The organism is Okeania hirsuta, from assembly GCF_003838195.1.
GTDB classification, from domain to species: domain Bacteria; phylum Cyanobacteriota; class Cyanobacteriia; order Cyanobacteriales; family Microcoleaceae; genus Okeania; species Okeania hirsuta.
In genome coordinates, this window is the sequence record NZ_RCBY01000715.1 from 1 (window position 1) to 509 (window position 509).

Here is a 509-nt window from a genome sequence, read left to right on the forward strand (position 1 = left end):
TTTTTTCAAGCTTTTAAGCCTTCTTCCTTCTTCCCTCTTCCTTCTTCCTTACCTTCGCTATACAATACTGATGCTACCGGACATGATATTACTTCTTCCTTCTTCCTTCTTACCGACTCCAATCTTCAACTTCATACAAAAAACGAGTTCCACCAATTAATTTACGATTCACCGACGTACTCTGAACAAACACCACATATTTCTCCAAGTTATTAGGTTTAATTCGCACCGTTGTACCATGAGGCAAATCTAAAATTTCCCGCGCAGCTTCTCCCTGAAATAAATCTCCTGTTGCTCGAACCATTAAAATAATTTCTTTTTTCCTTTGAATAGTTTCGGTCTTCGTAAATTAATTGGTGGAACTCGTTTTTTGTATGAAGTTGAAGATTGGAGTCGGTAAGAAGGAAGAAGGAAGAAGTAATATCATGTCCGGTAGCATCAGTATTGTATAGCGAAGGTAAGGAAGAAGGAAGAGGGAAGAAGGAAGAAGGCTTAAAAGCTTGAAAAAA

At 37.9% G+C, this 509-nt stretch carries 1 protein-coding gene; it reads right to left on the reverse strand.

Going from position 1 to position 509, the window contains the following annotated elements; translation table 11 throughout:
* Positions 1-109: 109 nt before the first annotated feature.
* Positions 110-304 (reverse strand): hypothetical protein, encoded by a 195-nt coding sequence (locus D5R40_RS33840; RefSeq protein WP_240041719.1) that lies wholly within the window; start codon positions 302-304, stop codon positions 110-112.
* Positions 305-509 lie beyond the last annotated feature (205 nt).